A 2,870-nucleotide genomic window follows, 5' to 3' on the forward strand; every position below is an offset into this window, starting at 1 on the left:
ACTGTACTTCCAACAGCTTCATCGGCCGCAGTCTCTCCTGCAGGGCGGCGGACAGTGTTCGGTCAGAATGGAGCAAAAAATTCACGCGCTTGCGCGTAAACAAAGCCGCCCGAGTGTCGCTGCAACCCATGGCGGCCAGCGTCATTAATTGCATAGTAGCCACGCGACGGTCGGTCTACCCAGCCAGCCTTCAATACGTTGCTTAACGCCCACCCAAGCCGCTGCTCGTATCGGTATCCTCCGCATCCAAGCGTTTCAGACCTGGCATCGGTGCCCAGGCCAGCGACGTCTGCCGCCGCATCGAATAGATCCTTTCGATGCAACGTACCGGTGTTCGACAGGACGGTTAAGACTGGGATCACTAGCGCCGGCCATATAGGAACTATTGAGGTAGGTTCATTCACCGAGGTAGACACGGTACCTACCTTGCACCATCAGATCGCAGACAAACGATTGTTTTTACGAGAGCCAGACCGACAAAGTCTCGATGGAACAGAGTGGGACATTCAGCTTGATGGATTCACTTTGTGCTTGCGTGGGCAAACACCCGGTCCAATTGATTCGCCACTCGACAAGAGCGCCATCCTCGACCGCGTCTCCGCCAGAGACGTAAGCGCACTATTGACCAACCGGCGCTTCGGCGGCGGGCTGCCCCGGTCGACGAAGCTGGTCGCAACGCTTTACCCTATCAAAAGTATTGGCGTCGTCGAAGTCGACATCGCTGAGCGAAGCAGCTCGGGCACACCGTCGGCCTCGGCCACCTCGTCGGCATAACTCTTCTGCGCCAGCGCCTCGCCCTCCGCGCTGAACGACTTGTACGGCTCGCGAAAAGACCGCACCCACACCCAGTCGTCCGAACGATCCGCCGGAACATAGAGCTTGTCGCGGTTCATCGTGAGATAGCTCACGTAGTCGCCCGCCTCGGTCAGCGTGGTGTTGCCGTAGACCGCGTCGGTCTCGACCAGCAAATACTGCCCGGGCGCCACCACCGGATCGGAGTTCTCGACCGCCGCGAGCGCCGCCGCCTGCAGGGCGTCGGCCGCAGCCGGCTCCGCACCACCGCGCCACCCGGCGAATCCGAGCACGTTCCCTTTGCTCGACCGCATGCACAGGCACCTTCAGCTCAAAGTCTGGCTAAGCTGCTTGACCACGTCACGGTGTACGCGGCTACACTTTCACTTATAAGTGCAATTTGTTCGTGCGATGAAAACACGAGACGTTTCGCCAAATCGACATGAGGAGTGGTTCATGACTGCAACAGCTGTGCTCACAGGCAGCCAGATCGTCGACGAATCCGTTCAGTCAGAAGCCTCTAACCTGATTGCGGAAGCCCACGACCGGCAGGTCGGTCGCGTCTCAGTCACTTTGGACGATGGCACCGAAGTGCCGCTTGAACCCAATTTGGCGCGCTTTGTCGTCACTCTCGTTCAGAGCATTGCAGCTGACGGCACGATAACCGCAGGCACTCTCCCTGAGGTACTGACCACAACCGTGGCTGCCCGGGTGATCGGAGTGTCACGTCCGACATTAATGAAGATGATCGCACGTAACGAGCTCCCGTCTACGAAGGTCGGCTCACACACTCGCCTTCTTCGACGCGACGTCATCGACTTTCGGGCACGCAGGCAGGACGCGCGCATCAAAGCGGTGGATGAATTGCGGCACGCCGGAGATGCATTCGACTGAGGATCGTCGAGTCGCCGGTACCTTGAACAGGTGCTGATCCAAAGAGTCTTCGTTGATGCGAATGTGCTCTACAGCCGAACCCTGAGGGACTGGCTCCTACTGTTGCGCCGGGAATCCGAAGGCATGTTTCAAGTTCATACGACCGAAGACGTTCTGGCTGAAACCGAATACCGCCTCCGACGCGATCACCCGTTGATGGCGGGAGGAGTCATCACCGATCTTCGAAAGAAGATTACGGCGACGATGGATGAGATCATCGAGGACTTCGACGCAACGATCCCCTTCTCGGGAAAAGATCCACACGACCGTCACGTGCATGCCGCAGCAGTCGCAAGCCAGGCCGAGATCCTTCTGACCGATGACACCGGATTCGAGGGCTCGGACGACGAGCCTTACGAGGTTTTCGGGTGTGATGCGTTCTTCGTACTGATCGACGATTCGGCCGCCTGGCATGTCCAACGCGTGGTCGCCGATCAGCTGAAGTATTGGGAGTCCAAGCCCGGCAAAACGAAGACGCTTGCGCAGGCGCTCCGCGACGCGGGTTGTCCAGAGTTTGCCCTCCGCGTCGAACAGCACGTGCGCACGCTCGCTGGGCCCATCAACCGAAGCCAACGAAGAGCCCAAACGCGCCGTTCTAAATAAGACCCCTCCCACGCCATGCCACGATGGAACGATGCCCGCATCACTTGAGCCCGCCCTCGTTCCCGAATTGCTCGTCACCGATCTCGACCGCAGTCTCGCCTTCTGGCGCGACCTGTGCGGGTTCGAGGTTGCTTACGATCGGCCCGAGGAGCGGTTCGCATACATCACCCTCGGATCGGCGCACCTCATGCTCGAAGAGATCGGCGACGGGCGGCACTGGATGACTGGGCCGCTCATGGCCCCGTTCGGCCGCGGCATCAACTTTCAGATCAGCGTTCCGGATGCCGAGTCGCTCAGCCAATCAATGCAGGATGCCGGGGTCGAGTTCTTTCAGCCGCTCGAGACGACCTGGTACCGAGTCGGCGACGAAGAGGCCGGAGTACAGCAGTTTCTCGTCACCGATCCTGACGGGTACCTCGTGCGCTTCCGATCGTCCCTTGGTCGGCGGCCCGTATTCCGGGAGTAACTACCGCGGCCAGCGGCACCTCCACCGCGTACGTGCCCTCCAGCCACAGCGCCTCCGGCCTCACCGCAGCCGCCGC

Annotated in this window: 5 protein-coding genes; 3 read left to right on the forward strand and 2 right to left on the reverse strand. The window is 60.1% G+C overall.

Annotated elements, in window-relative coordinates:
* Nucleotides 1-62: 62 nt before the first annotated feature.
* Nucleotides 63-416, reverse strand: coding sequence for a winged helix-turn-helix domain-containing protein (locus ACE5CZ_RS07790; protein ID WP_374946761.1), 354 nt, complete (start codon nt 414-416; stop codon nt 63-65).
* Nucleotides 417-680: 264 nt separating this feature from the next.
* Nucleotides 681-1,106, reverse strand: a complete 426-nt coding sequence (locus ACE5CZ_RS07795) for a hypothetical protein (RefSeq protein ID WP_374946762.1) — start codon at nt 1,104-1,106, stop codon at nt 681-683.
* 142 nt (nt 1,107-1,248) lie between these two features.
* On the opposite strand from ACE5CZ_RS07795, the gene ACE5CZ_RS07800 reads away from it, so the two are divergent.
* Genes ACE5CZ_RS07800 through ACE5CZ_RS07810 form a run of 3 tightly spaced genes read left to right on the forward strand, consistent with a single transcriptional unit; the run spans nt 1,249 to nt 2,794 of the window.
* Nucleotides 1,249-1,686 carry a helix-turn-helix domain-containing protein gene (locus ACE5CZ_RS07800; protein ID WP_374946763.1) on the forward strand — a complete coding sequence of 146 codons (438 nt, stop codon included), beginning with the start codon at nt 1,249-1,251 and terminating at the stop codon, nt 1,684-1,686.
* A 30-nt stretch (nt 1,687-1,716) separates the two neighbouring features.
* Entirely contained in the window at nt 1,717-2,328 is a 612-nt protein-coding gene (locus ACE5CZ_RS07805; protein WP_374946764.1) for a PIN domain-containing protein, read from the forward strand.
* A 31-nt stretch (nt 2,329-2,359) separates the two neighbouring features.
* Nucleotides 2,360-2,794, forward strand: a complete 435-nt coding sequence (locus tag ACE5CZ_RS07810; protein WP_374946765.1) for a bleomycin resistance protein — start codon at nt 2,360-2,362, stop codon at nt 2,792-2,794.
* Nucleotides 2,795-2,870: the final 76 nt, after the last annotated feature.

The sequence above is a fragment of the Agreia sp. genome, assembly GCF_964263775.1.
Lineage (GTDB): Bacteria > Actinomycetota > Actinomycetes > Actinomycetales > Microbacteriaceae > Agreia.